Below are 20,477 nucleotides of genomic sequence, written 5' to 3' on the forward strand. Positions count from 1 at the left end.
ACCAAGATTGCAAAAAGTAAAACCAGCCGGAACACCCCGCGTTTTCCCGCGGAATGCCCCGGCTGTATCCAAATTCCTCCCAATCCGGAACCGCAGCCCTACTTCACCGCTCCGTTGGTGACTCCGTTCAGGATCTGCTTCTGGCACACCAGATAGAAAATCAGAATCGGAATCAACGACAGCAGATAGGACGCGAACGCCAGGTTATAGTTGGTCCCGAACTGGGACTGGAAGTTCAGCTGTGCCAAAGGCAGGGTGTTCTCCCCGGAACCGGCCATGATGATCAGGGGCGTCATCACATCGTTCCACACCGCCAGCGCCGTAATCACGGCCACCGTGGCGTGCATGGGCCCCATGATGGGGAAGATGATGCTCCAGTAGGTCCTCCAGGTGGAAGCGCCGTCCACCCTGGCCGCCTCCTCCAGGGCCATGGGGATGTTCACCAGGTACCCGGAGTACAGCATGATATTCATGGGCATATAGAACACCACATACAGGAGGATGACGCCCACCCAGTTGGCCAGGTGCAGCTCCGCCGTCTGCTTCGCCAGGGGCATCATCAGGATGGCGAAGGGCACGAACATGCCGCTGACGATGAACAGGTACACGAAGCTGTAGAACTTGCTGTGGGCCTTATTGCGCCCTAAGGCATAGCCCATCAGGGAATGCACCAATACGGACAGCACGATGGTGCTTATGGAGATCAGCAGGCTGTTTTGCAGGGAGTGCCAGAAATCCGTCACTCTCATGGCCTCCCGGAAATTGTCCAGGCTCCAGGTCTTGGGCAGGGACAGGATGCCGCTGATGCTGTTGGTCATCTCAGAGGGCTGCTTGAAGGCGATCACAATGGTCATGTACAGCGGAAATACAATGGTGGACAGCCCTAAGATAAGCAGTACCATGACGGCTTTGTTGGATTTTCCCATGGATGATGTGTGTTTCATAGCTGCTCCTCCTTTGAACTGGAAAATTTCATCTGGGCAACGGAGATGATGACGATCACGATGAAGAATACCACCGCGTTGGCGCTCTGGAACCCGAACTGTCCGCCTGCCATGCCGTTATTGTAGATCAGGTAGGAAATGGACTCCGTGCTCTGGGCAGGGCCGCCCTTGGTCAATGCCACAATCTGGTCGAACACCATCAGGAAGTTCTTCACGCACAGCACCATGTTGATGGAGAAGAATGGGATAATCAGCGGGAACGTCAGGTACCTGAACTGCTTCCATCCGGTGGCCCCGTCGAGCCCGCCCGCTTCATACACGTCCTCGGGCACGGTCTGCAGGCCGGAGATGTAGATGATGGTATTCATGGCGATGGCCTGCCATGCGCATACAATCATGACGCCGATCCAGGCCTTGCTGGGGCTGGACAGGATGCTGGAGCTCAAAGCCTTGATTCCGGCCATGTCCGCCAGCGCCGGTATGATGTAAGTAAAAAAGTAGTTGAAGATGTAGCCCACTACCAGGGAACCCAGGATGTTTGGCAGGAAATAGGCCCCCCGGAAGAATCCCTTGGCCCGGATCTTGCTGTTGAGCCCCAGCGCCAGAAGCAGGCTGAGCACGTTCACTACCACGGTGGTCACAAGGGCCAGCTTGATGGTGAACCAGTAGGATTTCCCTACCCGCGCATCCGTGAATAAATCGATGTAATTCCGAAGGCCAACCCAGTCATATTTGCCGAAGCCTCTGAAATTAGTGAAGCTGTATATCACCCCGCGGATCAGCGGGATGGTGTTGAAGCAGACGAACAGGGCCAGAATCGGTATGGTAATCAGCATAAATGTTCTTTGTCTGTCATTTTTCATGGTCTTTACTCCTTCCCTCCTTCAGGATTTAATGGTTCTGGGCATATTCCTGCACCATGCGGATGATGTCCCTGTTGTACCTCTGCCAGTTGGTGTCGAAGGTGGCCAGGAAATCATCCACATCCTTCTCAATCAGGAAAGTCTGGAGCAGCGCGTCCACAGACATTTCCGAAGGGTAATAGTGATCCTGATAATCCGTCATGTTCCCGGTCTGGATGAACTCCAGCATGCCGTCCAGCATGGAGGCCAGCCGGAAATCGCCGTTTTTGCAGGGAACCGCGTTCTGGTCATCGATGTACTGCTGTATGTTCTCGTCCGCAAGGAGGAAATCCAGGACTTCGTAGGCGGCTTCCTTGTCGGGGCAGTCCGCCATGACGCAAAAGCCCAGATCGATACCGGAATTCAGCGTCCGGTCGTCTTTATTGTCGCAGGCGGGCATCACAAAGGAGTCGACGTCCAGATCCGGATTCACGGAGAGAATCTGAGGAGTGGCGTAGCTTCCGATGGGGTACATGGCCGATTCCCCTCTGGCGAAGGCGGTACAGGCGTCATTGTACCCGTAGGAGAAAGGATCCTCGGGGCCGTAGGGCAGAAGCTGCACATATTTCTCCGCCAGTTCTCTGTACTGGTCCGTAAAGGTGGTCTCGCCGCGGTTGACCTGCTTGGTGGTGTCCGAGGGCGCCAGCTCCACGGCCATGGCGTTCCAGGGCGCCAGACAGGTCCAGGTGTCCTTGAAGCCGAAATAGAAAGGCAGGATCCCCTCCGCCTGGATGTCGTCGCAGAGGGCCAGCAGCTCCTCCCAGGTCTCCGGGATCTTCCAGCCGTGGTCAGCGAACATCTGCCGGTTGTAGAGCACGCCCGCCGCGTTGGCCACATAGGGCACGATATAGGTACCGTCCACAGGCACAAACTCCAGGGCCTCGGCAATGTCCAGGTATCCCTGGTTGATGCTCTGCAGCCCGCCATAATCTGACATATCTGTCAGGATTTCAGCGTCCACAAAGTAGGAATAGTTGATGTCGCCGCCGATTCCGATGATGTCCGGATAGTCCTCCCGGATGAACCTGGTCTTGAGGATGGTGGTGGCATCATTGGGAGAGTTGATGGTCAGATGGATGTCGTCATGGGTGGCGTTGAACTGCTCTTCCACCGTCTTGAAGTAGTTGGCCGCCTCCGGCTTGTACTGGACGATTTCGATTTCAGTCTTGCCGCTGTTCCCGGACGAAGCACATCCCGCAACGGGAAGCATGGCTGTCATGCAGCACAGCGCTATTCCCACGCATTTTGTTCTCTTTCCATGGAAAAACTTCTTTCCATTCATGGCATTCGCTCCTTTTCATTTTAGTCCAGCACCTGTCCGGACAGACACTGGTATCCGGATTTCGATTTCATCCATGATATCTCTCAACCGGATTTTTTTGATAGAAATATGATAACATGCCATTATGCTATCAGAAAATAGTATAATTTTGCATGTTTTATACCATTATGCCATTTTTCCAGAATTTTGTTGAAGTCAGTCAGCATTTTGGTATATAATCACGATTACAGGGTTCGCGTAGCAGTTCCTATGATATCATGACTCTTGCGCGGAAATTATCAGATACTATTCCACAAAGAGGTGCTTTATGAGCGAGGTAATTTTTTCCGTTTTTCCAAGCGAGAATTTTATTGACCTGGGGCTCTATCAATTTGGCTGGGAACAGTGCGATCCATCCCACTCTTTCGGGCCGGCTGCAAGGAATCACTATCTGTTCCATTTATGTCTGTCCGGCACCGGCAGACTCTTTGCGGAGAACTCCAGAGGAGAATCTATCGAATACCAGATCAAAAGCGGGCAGGGCTTTCTGCTTTTCCCCAACCAGGTAGCCACTTATATCGCGGACCATGAGCTCCCCTGGGAGTATGTGTGGATTGAATTCGACGGGCTGCGGGCCAAGGAGAACATCGAACTGGCCGGATTCTCCCCCTCACAGCCGGTGTACAGGGCCCGCCACAAGGATGTCTACGAAATGCTGAAAGAAGAGATGCTCTATATCGTGCACCACAAGGAGGAGACTCCGTTCCACCTGATCGGGCATCTGTATCTGTTCATGGACAGCCTGGTGCGCTCCTCCTCCGCGCCACAGACCGTAAAGGGAGGCCGTCTGCGTGATTTTTATATTAAGGAAGCTTTCTCCTTTATCGAACAGAATTTCCAGAACGATATTTCTGTAGAAGATATTGCCGCGGCCTGCGGCCTGAACCGGAGCTATTTCGGGAAGATTTTCCATGAGAGCATGGGGAAGACTCCCCAGGAGTTCCTGATTTCCTACCGCATGACCAAGGCCACGGAGCTTCTGAAACTGACAGACCTGTCAATTTGCGATATCGGGAATGTGGTGGGGTATCCCAATCAGCTGCATTTTTCCAGAGCCTTCAAAAATGTGTATGGCGTCTCGCCCAGGGATTGGCGGTATGAGCATGCCGGAAAGCGTCCTCGGTAGGGGGCTGATATAGCTGTGAATTCCTTGTGATGGGATGGCAAAAGCGCTGATGAAACAGGGCTGCAACCGGCAGTTGCCGGATTGCAAGCCTACAATGGTGGCATCGCAACCGCCGTTTCTGCTACTATATTGCCATCAAACAGAAGGAGGTCGCGGGTATGAACATTGCGGACAGAATACAGAACCTGAGGAAAGCCAGGGGGATATCCCAGGAAGAGCTCGCGGATAAAATAGGGGTTTCCAGGCAGGCGGTTTCTAAGTGGGAAAGCGAACAGAGCACACCTGATATCGAGAAGATCATTCTGTTGAGCAATTATTTTGAGACCACTACCGATTATCTTCTGAAAGGGACCCCGCCTGTGGGCGAATCCGAGAAGCAATGGAGCGCCATGCTGTTCACTATGGCGGGCACCATCCTGAACGGGATCGGATTGGTTTCTTCCATCATTATCTGGCTGGAGCGCCAGATGGTCTATGCCGTGGGAATCGGACTGGTCATCATGCTGCTGGGGACAGGCACGTTCCTGGCGGGACAGTTTATTGGCACAAAGGACAAGGCAAGGGCAAGACGGTCTTTTCTGCTGCCGAATGTGTGGATCCTGGCTTTTATTCCCCTGTCCTGCTGCTTCAATGTCCTGGACGGACTGGCGGGCGGTTTCTGGGGGCAGCTTGCGCCGCTCCCTTTGTTGGGGAATTCTGTCAGGACATATCTGCTTTTCTGGGCCGGATATATTTTCGTATGCGTGCTGGCGGATATCCTCATTGTCTGGAAGGCCCGGAATAACGGGACTCCCTGAAAAATCATGATACGGCGATGCCCCGATTCCGGGGGAACGGCCGGCTTGTTATCGTCCGGAAGATAAGTCATTCACGGAAAACAGAACTGCCGGGAAATGGTGCAGTCATACATCATTTCCCGGCAGTCTCTGCCCGGTGGGCGAGCATGCCGCGTACTTCGGGCATCTCTAATTCAGCACAGTGCTCCTGTATTCAATGGAGACTACCTCGTCCCCTTTGATGATGAAGCACAGTCTCATGTTTCCCTTTTCATAGACTATCATTCCGTCTTCCTCCTTGCCGCCGTCCGGATAGGCCTGCAGCAGCTTCTCCCGGGAGTCTCCGATGCAGATGCCCTCAGCCGTGGCCACGGAATCGTCCTTCAGGATGACTGTAGAGACGTAGTCTTTGCTCTCGTTGGGGTAGGTGTCCAGTTCAAAGCTGTTATAGGTGTACATTTTGTCCATTCCCTCGAAAGCGCAGCTCTGGGACTCGAAATAGGAGACGGGATCTCCCAGAACGGCAAGGATGGGTGCCGCATCCGCATCTACTTCAATGACGGTGCCGTTGTAGGAAAAAGCGTATCCCTCTCCGCTGGCGGCGCCGTTGGCCGCCGGGGCGCTGCCGGTGCCGCCCTGGCCGGAATCCTGCTGCCCCTCGTCTGCCGCCTCCCCGTCTCCCGGAGCGCCGGCCTCGTCCGCCCCGGAGGTGATGTCCACCTGTTCCATATTCTGGACGCTTCCGTCGATGGTCTTCTCGTCCCCTTTGCCGCAGCCTGTGGCAAGGAGCATGGCTGACGCCAGAAGCACGGCGCATTTTTTCACGGTGCTGATTTTACTTTCTTTCTTTTTCATTTTGTTCTCTCCTTTGTAGTCATTGTGGTTTCTGTGAAAGGCACGATGGACGCCCCCTGCCGCTATGTGCCCAGCGCCTGCCGCAAGCCGGGCTACGCGGCAGGTTTATGCGGGCGCGGGTATGCGCCAGTCTGTTTTGGCTCACTGCCGTCCCCCGCAATGGGAGAATGCCCCATGCAGGTCCGCCAGGCATCTGCCGGGCGTTCATTTCATGCCGTAATACCGATATTGTTCTTCCTTCTCCGCTTCGTAGGCGGCGATTTTCTCCTCCCAGAGGGCGGAAAGGTGCGCCTCGTCTCTGCGGTCGGGAACCTTCAGCTCTTCCGTCAGCATTTTCCCCAGATACCGGGAAAGCTTCTCCGCCCCGGACAGGTTCATGTGCAAGCCCCCGTCGTAGGTGTCGGTGCTGTAGTCGATGCCGGTGTCCTCCTGAAGCTCCAGGAAGTTGATGTAGCGCAGATTGTGGGCCGCGGCGTACTCTTCCACCTGGGCCTCCCACTCCGGATACCAGTAGGGGTAGAGGCTGGGGGCTTTTATCAGGATGAGTTCGATTCCCTTTTCCTCGCAGAGGGCGGTGATTTTATCCAGGTATTTCCACGCGTTCTCTCCAAACTGATAGTCCCCCAGGATGCGGCCCTCGGGCACGTCCCGGGCCGCTTTCACGTCCACCCGCATGTAGTAACCGTTGTGGGAGACGGGCTTTTTATCGAACATGTATTCGATATCCGCTTCTGTGAGCTCGCTCCATCTGGAGTGGTAGCGGAGAATGGGGAACACATAGTCCAGGAAGTTTTCCTCTTCTCTCATGGAGGCCAGGATGGCCTTTATCTTTGGCAGGGACCATTCCATCCCCTCCAGGGTCATCCGGTTGTAGGCCTCCCGCTGGGACTGGTCGTATTGCAGGGACAGCACGTTGAACACTGCTACTTCCGGGGTCTCGTACCGCAGCGTGTCCTCCAGCAGGTAGTAGGACTGCCAGATGTACTGCTGGGCGCTGCCGCGGATGTAGCTGTTGATGCCGTATTCCTGCCAGAGCAGGGCCGGGGAGAAGTTCTCGTAGACCTCGCAGTCGCCGATGAAGATGACATTGTGGTCTTTTTCTTCTTCATAATATTCGGCGATGAAGGCGCCTTCTACCACGTTGTCCACGTACTTGGGCACCAGCAGGCGCTGGAGCAGGAACAATGTGGCAAGGACGATGCATGCCGATGCTGTTATTTTTATGCACTTTTGTGCTTTTGTATTCTTTTTCATCCTCTTGCACCCAGTCCGTTTTTGGTATCTTCCAGTGATAATCTACTTTTCCGTGTCTGATGAGAATGGCTTTCATTCTGTGTTCCCTTCCATGATTTTTATCATCTCCGCAGGGGTTACGATGAAATCCCGGAATGGATAATGCTTCCGGTTGCCTGTTACCAGGTAAGCATCATCATCCCTCTTTTCCATGGCCACCTCATAGAAGACCAAATCATCCATATCTATCAGCACTTCTCCTGTGGGCTGCGGAAACACTTCCACCCCATACTGCCTGACCGCAGCAAGAACCACCTGTATCGCATCCTCCCGCAGATGGAATTTTTCTCTATGAAGCACCTCATCGTATTCCGTCAGGATATCCTGATGATACAGCGGAATGATTCTCCTTTCAAAAACGGCATCCAATACCTTAACCGTAGCCGAATCTTCACTCTTGGAGAGCAGTGCCGACAACAGTACATTTGTGTCAATTACAGCATAATATTCCATAGCTATCTACCTGTTTCGTTCCGCTCTAACTGCTGAAATTTCAGCATTGATTTCATCCAGCGACATTTCCGGAAGATCTGCTGCCTGTCTTCGCAGTTCGTGAAAAGCTTTTTTTGCCTCTGTCCTTGTAATCAGCATTTCAGGTAAAGTGGCTTCAAACGGAAGCCCTCGCACCATTTTGCTCCGAACCATGAACATACGGAATGCTGTAGGCAGATCCATTCCAAGGTTCTCATATATTTCAGTCACTTCCTGTTTCAACGCTTTGTCCGCTCTAAATTGAATCAAAACCTGTTCTGTCATGGCGTTTCCTCCTCGCATATATTTCGCATTTGTTCTGCATTTGCCCTACATTAACTTTGCATGTGTTTGTCATATATTATATTCTTTATGCAGAAAACTATCAATGCTTTTTCAGTGAAATTATCTGGAATACCGATTTTCTCACTCTCCTATTTCCCGATACAGCAGAACGGAATCGATTTCCCTTTAAAACTGATTATAAATAAACTGGCTGGCGTCATACCCGATGCCGTAGGCTCCCGCCAGCAGCACCGCCAGGAACAGGCCGTACCACAGCGCGAACCGCAGCGGATAGGGCTTTGCCGCAATCCGCTCCCTGACGCTGCCCTTTCTCTGGATAAGGCTTACTGATACCAAAACAAATGTCCCCACAGCCAGAATCCCGTAGTCAAGCGCCGTAAGCCCTAAGCAGAGCAGCGAACCGTCCCACAGGATGTTCCAGTTCCGGGCCGTGAACAGGGAGCCGAACATCCGGAAGGTCACCGGCACGGAACGGTAGCAGTCGAAAGTCCGCAGCATCGACACCAACAGGAAAGTCCTGGCCACTTCAAAGGCAGCATACCCCTTCCCGCCCGCCCCGAAGCGCTGGTGGAATCTGGCATACACGGGTTCCAGGGTCTCGGAGACCATCAGCACGGCCCAGTTCCCCAGCCCCCAGGCGATGAAATTCCAGCTGGCCCCGTGCCAGATGCCCGTGGCGAACCAGACCACGAACGAAGACAGATACACCGGCAGCCGCTTGCCCACCTTCTCCCCGAAATGGCGGCGGGAGAATTTGTTGAACTTCTGCATGAGCTTGCACACGGAGATGGGATAGAAGATATAGTCCCGGAACCATGTGCCCATGGAGATATGCCATCTGCGCCAGTATTCCTTGAGAGATTTGGAGAAGAACGGCCGCTGGAAATTCTCCTGCAAAGTGATGCCCAAAGTCTGGGCGATTCCGATGGTGATGTCGATGCCCCCGGTGAAGTCCGCGTACAGCTCCAGGGCGTAGAAGAACATCCCCACCAGCACATAGGCGCCGTGATAAGCATCCGTGTCCCCGATGATGGCGTTGACCCCCACCAGCATCCTGTCCGCGATGACCATTTTCTTGAAATAGCCCCACAGAATGCGCTGCAGTCCAAAACTTACCGTTTTTCCGTCAAATCTGTGTTCCCCATACAGGGATTCCGCCAGATCCCCGAACCGGCTGATAGGCCCCTGCACCAGTTGGGGAAAGAAGGACACGAACAGGGCGAACCGGAAAGGGTTCCTCTGTGCCCGGACTGTCCCCCGGTACACATCGATCAGATACCCCACCGCCTGGAAGGTGTAGAAGGAAATCCCCAGGGGCAGCGCAAGGGTCAGGAAAGAAAGCCTTCCTGTCTGCCCGAATGCCCCCAGCAGCCCGTTGATGTTGGCGATGGCGAAGTTGGTGTACTTCAGCACCGCCAGGATACCGATGTTCAAAAGGATTCCCCCCAGTATCCATCCCAGGCGCACCTTTTTCTGCCTGTCCTTATAGGCCTTTTTCTCCTCTTTGGACAGCTCCGCCCTGTGCTCCTTCAGGTAGGCCGCCTGCCTGTCGGCGTTGTCCTCAATCCGGCAGGCCGCGAACCAAATCGTCACCGTGGTCACCAGGAGGTAGGGCACATATTCCGCCCCCGCCAGGAAATAGAAGAGGTAGCCGGCTCCCAGCAGCAGCCCCCACTGGCATTTCCGGGGGATAATGTAGTACAGCAAGAACAAGACCGCAAGAAATCCCAAAAATCCATACGATGTAAAAAGCATGACCGCTTCCTCTTAAGCCCCCAACCCTCAGGCTTCTTCCTCCAGCTTTTGAATCAGGGCGTAGAGAGCCTTTGCGGAATTGAAGTTCTCGGGGAGGATGTCTTTTGCCGTGATGGCGATGTCAAAGGTCTCATTGATCTCCGCGATCAGGCTGACGATGTCGAAGGAGTCCAGTATCTTGTCGTCCACCAGACGCTCCTCCGTCTCAAAATCTACGTCCGGATGTAAATTGTTCAAAATCTCCATTAATTCTTCCATGATTGGCATTTCCTTTCTTCCAGTTCATTTTTTATTGCCGGAATTCCTCTTTCTCCCTGTTTTGGGAAACCAGCTCTTTCATTGCGTTATTATAAAGTTCCATTCGTTCGGCCACTCTGTCTCTTGGCGACATTTCGTAGTCGTCCAAGTCGGGAACTTTTACCGTCAGGCCAAGTATTTGGCAGATGATTTCAACTTGCCATACTTCCAGAGGAATCTCTTTCCTTTGTCCATCCAGGCCATGAAGCGTTAATCCGACACTTTCAATCACTTTTTCCATATACAATCTACCCATTTATCATTTTATGGCGTCAGTCAATAGGTGGGATGCCGACACGATTTCAGGCATTTCAGCGCCTCAAAATATGCGGACTGCCTGCCCACCTCTGTTTCCGGCCTATGGCCTGGCCCGCCTCACGCCCCCTCATACATTTTCTTCAGCGTCACCCGGTCGATCTTCCCGTTGGCCGTAAAGGGCAGCTGCTCCAGCCGGATAATCCGGTTAGGCAGCATGTAACGGGGCAGTTTCGTCCTCAGGACTGCAGCCATTTCTTTCTCAGAAGGGTCTCCCACATAGTACAGCACGATCTTCGCCTTCCAGGTATCGTAGATACAGGCCGCCATGCGGACGTCAGGGAGCATGTCCACATTCACTTCGATTTCCCCCAGCTCGATGCGGTGGCCCATGTGCTTGATCTGGTAATCCTTCCGGGACACGAACAGCAGCTCCCCCGCCTCATTATAGCGTCCGATGTCCCCGGTTCGGTAGATGCGCTCCGGATAGGCCGTGTTCAGGGGATTCTGGACAAAGGCCTCCGCCGTGCGCTCAGGGTCATTGTAATAGCCCAGCGTCAGCGCCGTGCCCCGGATGCAGATCTCGCCCTCCTGTCCCGCCTCCGCCCGCTTCCCCTCGGGCGTCAGCAGCAGAATCTCCCGGTTGGGAAAAGGCCTGCCGATGGGAATCGCCTCGTCTTCCGCAAATTCCCGCTCCACCCGGTAATAGCAGCACATCCCCGTGCCCTCCGTGGGGCCGTACAGGTTGGTGAAAACGGCCTCCGGCAGGGCTTCCCGCCAGATGCGGAACTGCCTGATCGGGAACACCTCGCTGCCGAACGCAATGGTGTGTAGAAATTTGGGTTTTACCGTATCAAAGGTGCCGAAAGCGCTTACCATGGTCAGGGCGGAGACCACCCAGCAGATGGTATTGATTCCGTGGGCGTTCAGATACTCCACCAGCTTCACCGGAACGGAGAAAAGCTCCCTGGGAATCAGGTAGGTGGTGGCCCCGAATTTCAGCGTAGGATACAGCTCCTTCAGGCAGGCGTCAAAGTAGAGGGGTGACTGGTTCCCGAAGACCGTCTCCTCCCCGAAGCCCAGCACCTCCGACAGCCGCTCGATATAGTCTATCACAGACCTGTGGCAGGCCGCCACGCCCTTGGGGATTCCGGTGGAGCCGGAGGTGAAGACGATGTAGATCGGGTCTGTATCGATGGCATTCCGGTGAATCTCCTCCAGTGCCCTGTCATCAATCCCGCACTGCGCCATCTCATCGAATAGCACAACCTCCCCCTCCCCGATCCGGAACGTCCTGGCCGTCTCCTCCGTCTCCCGGTCGCAGATGATCAGGGGCGAGCGCACATTGTCCAGTATCAGCTGGATCCTCCCCGCGAGCATCTCCTCGTCGATGGGCACATAGAAATCGCCGCCTGCCACCACGCCGAAGAAGGCCGCCACCTCTTTCGGGGATTTCCGCATGAAGACCACCACGGGCTTTCTGTAGATTCCCTTTTTGTGGAGGAAGCTTCCGACGCTGCGGCTCAGGTCGTATACTTCCCGGAAGCTCAAGGCCTCCGTGCCGTCGGCGTAGGCTGTCTTTGCGGGTTTCTGCTTTACGATATGATTTAAGTAGTCCAATACATTGTTCTGCATCTTCATTCCTCCGGATCATTCCAGAAAAGTCTCTTGATCTGCCCATTGACCGCATCGGTCATGGGCGTTCCTATATCCGTTTCCCGGCCATACCATAGACCGCCAGAATTTGCGAATCTGTTCAAGATGGGCATTGCCCCTCCCGAAGCCGCAGCAGGCATTCATACTGTCCTTTCAGGCGGCCGCAGATAAGAACCGCCTTTCTCGCCAGCACCTCCATCACGTCCAGGAATCCCTCCCCCAGCCCAAAGTCCCGCTTCACCAGCGACAGCTCCGTGCAGGCCAGCAGCACAGCCTGGGCCCCCTGGCCGAACAGCCCTTCCGCCACCCGCCAAAACGCCGCCGAATCCACAGGCTGCCCCGCTTTGACATTCTGATAGATAATCTGCATGACCGCCTGTTGACCTGCCCGGTCAGGCAGCATGGCCGAAATCCCTTCGCCCGCGAACGCCCGCTGGAACAGCCCGCTCTCAATGGTGCCGTCCGTAGCCAGGATGCCTGCCCTGCTGATTCCCGCCTCTTTCAGGCACAGCACTGTTTCCTCAACGGCGTTCAGGATGGGAATGCCTATGGCGTCTTCCAGATTTTTCTGGAAATAATGGGCCGTGACGCAGGGAATGGCAATGGCCTCCGCCCCTTGACTCTTTAAGTCAACCCCAATCTCTACCATCTGGGGCAGAGGGTTCTCCCCGCTCTGGCCCAGGATGAATCTGGTGCGATCCGGAATCTGCGGTTTGCTGTGGAGAAGAATCTCCATATGTTCCTGATCGGATTTCGCATCACTCATCTGGGTGAGCAATTGCAGAAAATATGCCGTTGCCATGGGGCCAAGGCCGCCGATGACACCTAACTTCTTCATTTATGTACCTCCAAATCCGCCCCGCGGACATTCGCTTCCTTATTGTATCCGCTTCTTTTTGCACTTTCATCCTCTCGCCGGATATTCCGGGCAGCTGGCGCTCCCCTGTGTTCTTCTGACATCCTATCCTGAATTTGTATCCTATTCCTACATGAAATTGTTTCGTATTTGTATATTCTTTCTAAAAATTTCTTTCGATTTTAATTGATTTCCGGATACAGGGCCGGGTCATAATTGAATGCGCCGTAATGTTCCGCATTGTAGTCCATCAGCTCCTTGTCCGTCCACAGGAAAATGGTTGGGTGATCCGGCCTGGGCGTGGTGTCAAAATGATACCAGCCCTCCCCCACGTCCACCAGATTCCAGTAGTGCTCAAAGCCTGTGGGCACCCTCCTGATATCCAGATTGGGGATTTCAGCCTTCGTCAGCAGAGCCTTAGCGGTGCAGGCATAGACATAGCAGTCGCCTTTCCCGTCCACCAGCCCCTCGTAGGCCGCCCGAATCCAGTCCCCTTTCTCCGAATGGTTGATATAGGCCACATGGCCCAGCACATAGCTGTAGATGGCCCATGCCTTATCCCGCAGGCTCATGTCCGGCTCGATAATCTCCTCCAGCACCGCGTCCGCGTATTCGTTCATCTCTTCCAGGCTGTACATCCTGTCTCTGACTGTCAGGTTCACCGTGGCGCTGGACTGATTGCCCGCTATGTCTCTGGCCGTATATGTAATCGGATAGACTCCCTCCTTGTTCAAATCCACGCTGGTAGTATCCACCTCCAGCACCACGCCCTCCTGACAGTTGTCGGTGACAGTGACGTTTTTCCGATAGGAAATACTTTCCCCCAAAAAGTAATCCAGGTTCACCGCCCCGTGGATGACAGGGGCCTGGGTGTCCTCCCGCAGCGTCAGATTGGCCTGTCTCACCGTTTCATTGCCCCCGCTGTCCGTGGCGACGATTTCCAGCTCCTGAGTGCCCGCCAGGGACAGGTCCGGCTCCTGTCTGAAAGAGAACGTTATCTCCGTGGCGTCCTCCGACGACACGACAAAATCCTCCGCTTTTCTGGGCACCTGGAGAAAGCTTTCGATATCCCGGACCTCCATCTGCGGCGGAACGGTGTCTACTACATGCAGGGTAGAGGAATAGGCCTCCCCGTCCACCTCCAGCAGCACTTCATAGTCCCCGGCCTTATGGGTATCGATTTCCGACATCCGTGTCAGAAATATCGCATTTCTTCCCTCTTCCACGAAGCTGCCCACCTCCGGCATTTCCCCTCCGGCCTCCATGGTCACGCTCTCCGCCAGCCGGATCAGGAACAGCTTTGAATCCACTACCGTCCAGTTTCCTCCCCGGTCCGTCAGAATGACCTGGACATCCTGCTCTCCCGTCCGGGAAAAATCCGGCTCCGTCACATAGGAGACCGTGACTTGCGTGGCATCCGTAATATTCTCCACAAAGTTCTCCGCTCCGAATGCCTCCCCCATTTCCCGCATCACCGGCACGGCATCCGCCGCGGGGGCAATGGTGTCCTCGATAATCAGCAGACAGCTGTGGGTGAACAGGCCGCTTTTCACCCTCACCTGATATTCTCCCGGCACCGCGATGTCAAAGGGCTGGCTGTCCCGGGTGAAGACCGCCCCGCTGTCCGCTTGTTTCATAAGGTCTGAGGCAGACACTTCAATGCCTGCCTCCACATGCACGGTTTTATAGGCCAGACCGTCTACGTAAAACCATCCGCCTATCACAAAGAGAGCAAGAACCACCAAGCATATAATCCCGATTTTCATACGCTTTCCGCTTCCTGCTCTCCGTCTTAAATTAGATTTCTCACTGTTTTTTTGCATGGCTGTCGCCTGATGGCATCCTTTTCCTGTATCGTTCTTTCAGGGCCGCCCCCCTGACAGCCCTGATATCTTTTCCCTATCATAACACAGAAGGTGCTATCTTAGCAAGAGTTGAATGTAGACCGTGCTGTCAGCGCAGCCTGACCTGCGGCCGTCCCTCTTCCATGCCGGTCAGAGTAATCGTCTGTACGCTTCCGTCCTTCAATGTCACCTGTACGCAGTCCGGGCTTTCCGCGGTCACTGCGGCGATGGCAGATTCTGTCTCATAAGGCTCGACGACGGTCACGAAGCGCCCCAGTTCTCCCCTGCTCCGGACAGCGTAGGTCTTCCGCTTCTGCCACTCGTCCCCCGGGAAAGCGTCCACGCCCACACAGGCTGTCAGCCGCACTGCCCCAAGCCCCTCCAGATTCAGGATGATACGGCTTTCCCTCTCATAATCCACAGGGCTCGCTCCCAGCGCGTACGGATACTCCGTCCCGACAATCGTTACCCGGCCGCCCTTGTAGTCCCTGCCGATTCCGCAGCCGGAATCCACGTTTTCCATACGGATCCTCTCCGGACTCCGGCCTGAATCCATCGCCTCTTTCATCATCCGCCCCAGGTTGATTACATTTCCGTCTTCCAGTTCCAGACAGATTTCTCCCCAGAATACCCCCTGGGGCGTTCGGACAGGCTCCCCGATTTCATTGTGCATGACGCCCTGCTTCAGGGACAGCACTGCCTGAGAAACCCCTTTCACATCCAGCGCCACTTCGCCCCGCCCCAGAATCCATCCGTCAAACGCGCCCTCATCTGCCGTAATTTGGTCCAGTTCCACACGGTAGGACAGAGGAATAGTATAGCCGTTACCGTCCGCGGCCCAGCCCTCATAAACTGCCACCCGGCCCACCATCTGCTCCGTCTGCCTGGGCCAGGCGGTGTGGACATCCATGTTCAGGATGCCCGGTTCATTGTAGTTGGACCGGTCGCAAATCAGCCTCTCCCCGGCATGCTCCTCCGTGAACACGGTGCGGAAACGCGCCACGCTGTCCCCATCCACTTCATACCAGTCACAGTCCGTGATGAACTGGGCATCGGAGACAGGGTTCGGATTCATCTGTTCCGTGTGGCGCGTCCGCTTCACGCTGCTCCCCTCTATGCCCAGAAAGCCTTTTATCTGCATCAGGCTGTCGTAACAATGCTCTTTCTCCCCTTTCACATAGTCAAAGAGCACGATGTAGTCGTCCGTCACCGCCATGACCCGCCGCTGTAAAACAGGCTCCGTGAACCCGGTCAGCTCGCCGTAGCCCGGACTTTGCTCGCCCTCCAGGATGGGCAGGAAGCATCCGTTCATCCGGCACCGCCTGCGCAGTTCCTCCTTGGTGGCAGTCTGCCCGTCCTGGGTGTAGACCATGCCGCCGTAAGGAGGATAGGACCACTTCGTCCGCACCTCGATGCCAGCCGCCTGCAGCCCCTCCCCGCTCTGCCAGAGGATTTTCCTGGAATCCGCGGGGTTCTGCATCTTCTCGTCCACTACCACCATGTTCTTGGTCAGAGAGCACTGCACATAGAATTTGTACATGAAATGGGCATAGCCCCACCAGCAGTTCTCCGGGTTGAAGAAGCTCCGTCCGTATCGCATCACGGACAGCAGGTCTGTCACATCAAAATGCCCGTGGGCATTGCCGTGGGAGCCATAACGCAGCACTGCCTGAATCTGCTCCCGCTGCTGCCTGCCGGGTTTCCGGCTGCGCAGCAGCGCAAGGCCGATATTGTCCGCGCAGGCATTTCCCATGGGCGGCACACAGCCTGCTGCCGCCTCTCCTGCCAGCGCCTGCATATGCACCCCGGGCTCCCCGAAAATACAATCGGCTTCATTCTTTGCGATAACAGGCAGATACTGACTGTCCCCATAATAATAGTAGGCCAGGTCATAAGTAGACCCAAAATGGGCCCCCGACAGTTTCTTCTCATCAGAATCGGCAATCCCGAACAACACGCCCCTGTAATCAAGAAAAGGCAGCGTGGCATCGAACATATCCTTGATACATACGGCAGCTTTCCGATTCCCGCCCCATTTCTGATTGTACATGCCGAAATCCACCTTCGGCGCCTCTCCCCGGTAGGTGGAACTGACCTCCTTATTGAAAGGAATCCGGAAATAGGCATGGGCCAGATTGTATCCAAAGGGAACCAGCGCGTGAGCCGTGTGAAGCATGATGGAAGACACCCACGTATTATAGCCCACCGAGCATTCATGCCACCATCCGTCGTTGAAAATGCCATAGCGGAACTGTTCCAGGATACCGCCCCGGCCAAAGACGAACCGCAGCGCCCGGTCCATATCCTGCAGCGCCAGCGCGCAGAACAGCGCCCCCTGAAGCTCCGACAGCAGCCAGTTGGAAATACGCCCGTCCCGCACATGCTTATCCAGCATCTCCATGTACAGTCTGAAACACTCCTCCACAGCCTCCTTGTCAGCACAGGTCAGTACACCCGCATCACAGACGATGTCGTAGGCAACGGCCAGATGCTTGAAGAAATGCCCCTCCTGCACATAGGACTGGCTGCAGCCCCGTTTCCTTGCCGGATACCCGTCTGCCGGACTGGAAAAACGCCGGAAAAAGTCCGCCAGCTTCTCCGCGTATCCCCGCTCACCTGTCAGCGCGTACAGATAGGCGGCGGACATGACAGATTCTTCCGTCTTCGTCTCATAGCAGAAAGGCCGTCCCGGCAGCGGATTCTCCACCGCCCACGCGTCCGCAATTTCCCGGTAATGCTCATAATCCTCACGGAAAGGCTCATAGCTTTGGATATTTTCCATGGTCTTTTGCCACGCGGCGGCATCGTGGTACAGATAGGGATGGGGGAGACTGCGCAGGGTCTTCAGTTCCACACTGTCCTGAAAAGAGCCCCTGCTCCCCTGCCCGCGCACCCTGATGACCGTGTTCTCATGCCCGCCCGAAACCATGTAATCATGTACCCTCACTGTCACCGTAATCGGCGCGCCTTCCCCTGGCGCCAGCAGGATGCAGCGGCCTGTATCCGCCGGGTCCGCGCCCTTTCCTCCCCGGCCCAGACATACTTCGGCTATGAGAGATTCCCAGCCCCCGAACACCTGGCCCGCCGTCACCGCCAATTCTGTTGACGTACAGTTATATACGGTTCCTCGATAATATATATCCTCACCGGGCTCCCCCGCTTTCCCTTTCACCGGCATACAGACAGAAAGACCGGGCTTTCGCTGCATGGCGCACTCCGTCAGCTCCAGGCGGCTCCCCGGCCACGCGACCTCCACAGCCGTCACGAACTCGAAGCGATTCTCTCTGGCCATTTCCTGCGGGAAATATGTAAAAGGAACTTCCACAACCGCCTCCCCGCTCCGCAAAGGCACAGAAATCTCCGCCCTCAAAGGCTCCTCCTCCGCGAAAAAGACTGCCACATACAACTGTGCCGGAGCATTCAATGTCTGCCCATGTCCACGGGTTTCCGGTTCCGCCGCCTCCCGCTCCCAGGCCGCGCCGGATTCCTCCCGCACCGTCAGGAACAGTCCCTGCCAGTCCACGAAATCAGCCGCGCTGTCGCTCTCCCGCACGAACCCGCGAGGACAGAATCCCCTGGCTCTCTCCGGCACAGGATAGGAAAAGCGGATTCCGTCCTCCAGCCTCTCCTGTCTCCATTCCCTCAGCAAATCAACCCTTACCTTGTTCTTATCCACCTGATTTTCCTCCCCTTAAGGCAACTTTAGATTCTATGTCCGCCCATCGGCGGGCTTTCCGTAAGGCAAAAAGGGCAGTGTGCCTTTACAAAACACGCTGCCCTTCTAATCTGAAACAGTTTATTTTGCTGCAAGGAACGCGGTCAGCTGCTCTACCAGGGCATCTACCACCTGCTGTCCGCCGTTTTCCATAGCGGAGGACGTATTGGCATTCAGCATCTCTGTGATAGTGTCATAGGACACGCCGTTGCCGTCAGTCTTGATTCCGTGCAGTTTTACCGTGGAAACCATGTCCGTCACAGCCTTACACTGAGCCACTGCCGTGGAGAGATCCACATCCGTGGTGTCGAAATGGAAACCAAGAATCGGCAGGGAGCTGAAGCTCTCCGGATCGTATTCATACTGTCTGTAGGCAAGCGCCTCATCGTCATATGCCGCGGAAATCAGGGCATATTCCGGATTCCAGGTCCATCCGTAACCGCCGAAGTCAGAACTGTAGGAAGTCAGCGTCTCATAGGTTCCCTCGGTCTCTCCATACTGGAAGTCCACGCCCTCTATTCCTAACTGGAACAGGTCATGGGCCTCCTGAGAGCCGAACAGCCAATCCAGGAACTTCATGGTGGAATCTATCTTGTCGGAGTTGGCGGGAACGCACAGGCCGTTGTTTCCGGCGTAGTCCACTGCGATGGCTCCCTTTTCCATGTTCCGGATGCCGTCATAGTATACGAAGAAGCCTACGGTACCCTCACCCAGAGTCTTCTCCATGTCCTTTACACCCACATAGTCGTCCAGGGTACCCACATAGGAAGCGCTCAGGCCGCTCTCAAAAGGGGTAGCCGCATCGGTACAGCTTAAAGAGTCTGGATCGATGTAGCCCGCATCCTGCCACTCTGAGAACTTCTCGTATCTGTCCATACCGAAATCATACTGCCATCCTTCGGGGAAATCCTTGAAGTTCTCATCGCCTGAACCCTCTACCGCATAGGCTACCAGCTGATTGTCCTTGGTATATGTCCAGATCGTCAGGCCTGCTGCGGAGAACTGCTGCAGGCCTGCTTCCGCGGAACCGGGATACACTTCGCCGCGGAGGGACAGCTGCTGGAAGAATCCTCTGGCCTGTGTGGCGCCATAACCGATTTTGCCATTGTCCACGGCTGCCTGCCAGTACTTCTCCATATCATCATAGCTTTCAATCTTTCCGTCGGTGCCGATATTCCACTCCTTGGCCCAGTCAAGCCTGTACCAGATACAGGGAATACCGTTTCCATATACCTCATAAAGAGGGATATAGCACATGGAATCGAACCAGATATTGGATTCCATGGTCTCCGCGGAGAAAGCCCTGGCAAGTCCGGGATATTCCTCGGGATTATTGAAGTAGCCGGACAGATCCGCATAATATCCTTCGGGAGCCAGATTCTTCAGCTGTACCCAGGAAGCGTCGAATACCAGATCCCACTCAGATCCGGAGGTAATCTCCAGATTCAGCTTATCCTTGTAATCCGCATGCTCTACCCAGTTGATGTCCAGTTCGATATTAAGGGTATCTTTCGTCATCTCCAGATACTTTTCATAGACCGCATCCCAGCCCTCCGGCTTGGGTCCTTTATGCAGGAATTTGATGGTCACTGTCTCGCCGGAAGAGGCGGAACTTCCGCCTGTGCTTTCCTCAGAACTCTCTTCGGAACTTTCTCCGGAACTTTCTTCACTGCTCTCCCGGGAATCCTGTGAGGACTCCTGTTGTGAGCTGTCCTGATTATCGGAAGAGGCATTTCCGCCGTCGGAGCCGCATGCTGTCAAAGTACCTGCCGCCATCACTGCTGATAAGGCAAGCGCGAGCCATTTCTTTTTCATAAATATGTTTCCTCACTTTCTCTTTTTTTCGATAGATAATCTGCGTCTGTCCGCAGATTCGCATCCTCCTGCATGGGCGCCCTCCTGCAGGTGTGTCTTTATGATACTATCACTTTTTCGACTTTTCAACTTCACAAAATAACGAAATTCTGTATCTTAACGATTCAAACCCCTTGTACAGGGCAATCCGGGAATGGTATAATATTTAAAGATTTCAGGTATTAACTTTTGAACTATCTCTAAAGGCACTCAAAAAGGTATAATAGAAACTGCACTTATCCCACATCGGA

General features: G+C 54.7%; 18 protein-coding genes. 2 read left to right on the forward strand and 16 right to left on the reverse strand.

Features of this window, described 5'->3' with window-relative positions:
* Positions 1-98: 98 nt before the first annotated feature.
* Genes NFS35_RS14770 through NFS35_RS14780 form a run of 3 tightly spaced genes read right to left on the reverse strand, consistent with a single transcriptional unit; the run spans position 99 to position 3,128 of the window.
* Entirely contained in the window at positions 99-944 is an 846-nt protein-coding gene (locus NFS35_RS14770; RefSeq protein ID WP_251207888.1) for a carbohydrate ABC transporter permease, read from the reverse strand.
* A complete protein-coding gene (locus NFS35_RS14775; RefSeq protein ID WP_251207889.1) occupies positions 941-1,807 on the reverse strand; it encodes a carbohydrate ABC transporter permease in 867 nt (288 codons plus the stop codon). Before NFS35_RS14775 ends, NFS35_RS14770 begins: the two co-directional genes overlap by 4 nt.
* 28 nt (positions 1,808-1,835) lie before the next feature.
* Positions 1,836-3,128 (reverse strand): ABC transporter substrate-binding protein, encoded by a 1,293-nt coding sequence (locus tag NFS35_RS14780; RefSeq protein WP_330640243.1) that lies wholly within the window; start codon positions 3,126-3,128, stop codon positions 1,836-1,838.
* 307 nt (positions 3,129-3,435) lie between these two features.
* On the opposite strand from NFS35_RS14780, the gene NFS35_RS14785 reads away from it, so the two are divergent.
* Complete coding sequence (locus NFS35_RS14785) at positions 3,436-4,293, forward strand: AraC family transcriptional regulator (protein ID WP_251207890.1); 858 nt, start codon at positions 3,436-3,438, stop codon at positions 4,291-4,293.
* A 158-nt stretch (positions 4,294-4,451) separates the two neighbouring features.
* Positions 4,452-5,090, forward strand: a complete 639-nt coding sequence (locus NFS35_RS14790) for a helix-turn-helix domain-containing protein (protein ID WP_251207891.1) — start codon at positions 4,452-4,454, stop codon at positions 5,088-5,090.
* Positions 5,091-5,258: 168 nt separating this feature from the next.
* Here NFS35_RS14790 and NFS35_RS14795 read toward each other — a convergent pair whose 3' ends face one another.
* The 13 genes from NFS35_RS14795 to NFS35_RS14850 all read right to left on the reverse strand — a co-directional run bounded on the left by NFS35_RS14795 (position 5,259) and on the right by NFS35_RS14850 (position 20,187).
* Entirely contained in the window at positions 5,259-5,924 is a 666-nt protein-coding gene (locus NFS35_RS14795; protein WP_251207892.1) for a hypothetical protein, read from the reverse strand.
* Positions 5,925-6,128: 204 nt separating this feature from the next.
* Positions 6,129-7,178: an SGNH/GDSL hydrolase family protein gene (locus NFS35_RS14800; RefSeq protein ID WP_251207893.1), complete on the reverse strand. Its 1,050-nt coding sequence runs from the start codon at positions 7,176-7,178 to the stop codon at positions 6,129-6,131.
* Positions 7,179-7,250: 72 nt separating this feature from the next.
* Positions 7,251-7,670, reverse strand: coding sequence for a putative toxin-antitoxin system toxin component, PIN family (locus NFS35_RS14805; protein WP_251207894.1), 420 nt, complete (start codon positions 7,668-7,670; stop codon positions 7,251-7,253).
* A 6-nt stretch (positions 7,671-7,676) separates the two neighbouring features.
* Positions 7,677-7,973, reverse strand: coding sequence for a type II toxin-antitoxin system RelB/DinJ family antitoxin (locus tag NFS35_RS14810; RefSeq protein WP_251207895.1), 297 nt, complete (start codon positions 7,971-7,973; stop codon positions 7,677-7,679).
* 186 nt (positions 7,974-8,159) lie between these two features.
* Positions 8,160-9,749, reverse strand: coding sequence for an MBOAT family O-acyltransferase (locus NFS35_RS14815; RefSeq protein ID WP_251207896.1), 1,590 nt, complete (start codon positions 9,747-9,749; stop codon positions 8,160-8,162).
* A 27-nt stretch (positions 9,750-9,776) separates the two neighbouring features.
* A complete protein-coding gene (locus tag NFS35_RS14820) occupies positions 9,777-10,007 on the reverse strand; it encodes a phosphopantetheine-binding protein (RefSeq protein WP_251207897.1) in 231 nt (76 codons plus the stop codon).
* Between the two features lie 31 nt (positions 10,008-10,038).
* Positions 10,039-10,287 carry a hypothetical protein gene (locus NFS35_RS14825; RefSeq protein WP_251207898.1) on the reverse strand — a complete coding sequence of 83 codons (249 nt, stop codon included), beginning with the start codon at positions 10,285-10,287 and terminating at the stop codon, positions 10,039-10,041.
* A 134-nt stretch (positions 10,288-10,421) separates the two neighbouring features.
* Positions 10,422-11,936, reverse strand: coding sequence for an amino acid adenylation domain-containing protein (locus NFS35_RS14830; RefSeq protein ID WP_251207899.1), 1,515 nt, complete (start codon positions 11,934-11,936; stop codon positions 10,422-10,424).
* Positions 11,937-11,938: 2 nt separating this feature from the next.
* Positions 11,939-12,070: a hypothetical protein gene (locus tag NFS35_RS29020; RefSeq protein WP_275564691.1), complete on the reverse strand. Its 132-nt coding sequence runs from the start codon at positions 12,068-12,070 to the stop codon at positions 11,939-11,941.
* Positions 12,058-12,795 (reverse strand): cysteate racemase, encoded by a 738-nt coding sequence (cuyB, locus tag NFS35_RS14835; protein ID WP_251207900.1) that lies wholly within the window; start codon positions 12,793-12,795, stop codon positions 12,058-12,060. Before cuyB ends, NFS35_RS29020 begins: the two co-directional genes overlap by 13 nt.
* Before the next feature lie 200 nt (positions 12,796-12,995).
* A complete protein-coding gene (locus NFS35_RS14840) occupies positions 12,996-14,579 on the reverse strand; it encodes a transglutaminase domain-containing protein (RefSeq protein ID WP_251207901.1) in 1,584 nt (527 codons plus the stop codon).
* Positions 14,580-14,766: 187 nt separating this feature from the next.
* A complete protein-coding gene (locus NFS35_RS14845) occupies positions 14,767-18,333 on the reverse strand; it encodes a hypothetical protein (protein WP_251207902.1) in 3,567 nt (1,188 codons plus the stop codon).
* Positions 18,334-18,453: 120 nt separating this feature from the next.
* On the reverse strand, positions 18,454-20,187 hold the full coding sequence (locus tag NFS35_RS14850; RefSeq protein WP_251207903.1) for an extracellular solute-binding protein: 1,734 nt from the start codon (positions 20,185-20,187) through the stop codon (positions 18,454-18,456).
* Positions 20,188-20,477 lie beyond the last annotated feature (290 nt).

Source organism: Acetatifactor aquisgranensis (assembly GCF_943193215.1).
GTDB lineage: Bacteria > Bacillota > Clostridia > Lachnospirales > Lachnospiraceae > Acetatifactor > Acetatifactor aquisgranensis.

Excerpts from the sequence above, each read along its gene's own strand:
- NFS35_RS14820 (WP_251207897.1), bottom strand. The coding sequence starts at position 10,007 with ATGGAAGAATTAATGGAGATTTTGAACAATTTACATCCGGACGTAGAT.
- NFS35_RS14775 (WP_251207889.1), bottom strand. The coding sequence starts at position 1,807 with ATGAAAAATGACAGACAAAGAACATTTATGCTGATTACCATACCGATT.
- NFS35_RS14780 (WP_330640243.1), bottom strand. The coding sequence starts at position 3,128 with ATGAATGGAAAGAAGTTTTTCCATGGAAAGAGAACAAAATGCGTGGGA.
- NFS35_RS14770 (WP_251207888.1), bottom strand. The coding sequence starts at position 944 with ATGAAACACACATCATCCATGGGAAAATCCAACAAAGCCGTCATGGTA.
- cuyB (WP_251207900.1), bottom strand. The coding sequence starts at position 12,795 with ATGAAGAAGTTAGGTGTCATCGGCGGCCTTGGCCCCATGGCAACGGCA.
- NFS35_RS14785 (WP_251207890.1), top strand. The coding sequence starts at position 3,436 with ATGAGCGAGGTAATTTTTTCCGTTTTTCCAAGCGAGAATTTTATTGAC.
- NFS35_RS14790 (WP_251207891.1), top strand. The coding sequence starts at position 4,452 with ATGAACATTGCGGACAGAATACAGAACCTGAGGAAAGCCAGGGGGATA.
- NFS35_RS14840 (WP_251207901.1), bottom strand. The coding sequence starts at position 14,579 with ATGAAAATCGGGATTATATGCTTGGTGGTTCTTGCTCTCTTTGTGATA.
- NFS35_RS14805 (WP_251207894.1), bottom strand. The coding sequence starts at position 7,670 with ATGGAATATTATGCTGTAATTGACACAAATGTACTGTTGTCGGCACTG.
- NFS35_RS14810 (WP_251207895.1), bottom strand. The coding sequence starts at position 7,973 with ATGACAGAACAGGTTTTGATTCAATTTAGAGCGGACAAAGCGTTGAAA.
- NFS35_RS29020 (WP_275564691.1), bottom strand. The coding sequence starts at position 12,070 with ATGCCCATCTTGAACAGATTCGCAAATTCTGGCGGTCTATGGTATGGC.
- NFS35_RS14825 (WP_251207898.1), bottom strand. The coding sequence starts at position 10,287 with ATGGAAAAAGTGATTGAAAGTGTCGGATTAACGCTTCATGGCCTGGAT.
- NFS35_RS14850 (WP_251207903.1), bottom strand. The coding sequence starts at position 20,187 with ATGAAAAAGAAATGGCTCGCGCTTGCCTTATCAGCAGTGATGGCGGCA.
- NFS35_RS14795 (WP_251207892.1), bottom strand. The coding sequence starts at position 5,924 with ATGAAAAAGAAAGAAAGTAAAATCAGCACCGTGAAAAAATGCGCCGTG.
- NFS35_RS14815 (WP_251207896.1), bottom strand. The coding sequence starts at position 9,749 with ATGCTTTTTACATCGTATGGATTTTTGGGATTTCTTGCGGTCTTGTTC.
- NFS35_RS14830 (WP_251207899.1), bottom strand. The coding sequence starts at position 11,936 with ATGCAGAACAATGTATTGGACTACTTAAATCATATCGTAAAGCAGAAA.
- NFS35_RS14800 (WP_251207893.1), bottom strand. The coding sequence starts at position 7,178 with ATGAAAAAGAATACAAAAGCACAAAAGTGCATAAAAATAACAGCATCG.